General features: G+C 47.7%; 1 pseudogene. It reads right to left on the bottom strand.

Annotated features, from left to right (window positions below):
* Positions 1-228, bottom strand: a pseudogene (locus AB4238_RS22485) (IS30 family transposase); the annotation flags it as partial.
* Between the last annotated feature and the right edge of the window lie 32 nt (positions 229-260).

The following is a 260-nucleotide window of genomic DNA, read 5'->3' as shown; positions in this document are numbered from 1 at the left end:
CTCTACTAACGAGACAAAGTAGCCATCTGGGGCGTGGACGGTATCCGCTTCCCAATCGCCTATTGTTTCCTTTAAGTCTACTTCATCAGGCCGTTCATCGATATCTACGCGGTTAGGGATAAGCTTTGCACCAGCTTCACTACCTTTCCGTTGTCGATATTTCTTACCGTGCCTTGGGAGTCTATTGCGCCAACCTTGAGTACGAATAAGCCGGTAAATAGTATGCATGCTAACGCTACCTGCACGCTTCTCAAGCTTTT

The sequence above is a fragment of the Shewanella sp. 10N.286.45.A1 genome, assembly GCF_041470405.1.
GTDB lineage: Bacteria > Pseudomonadota > Gammaproteobacteria > Enterobacterales > Shewanellaceae > Shewanella.
This window is presented reverse-complemented; position numbering and strand designations above follow the sequence as displayed.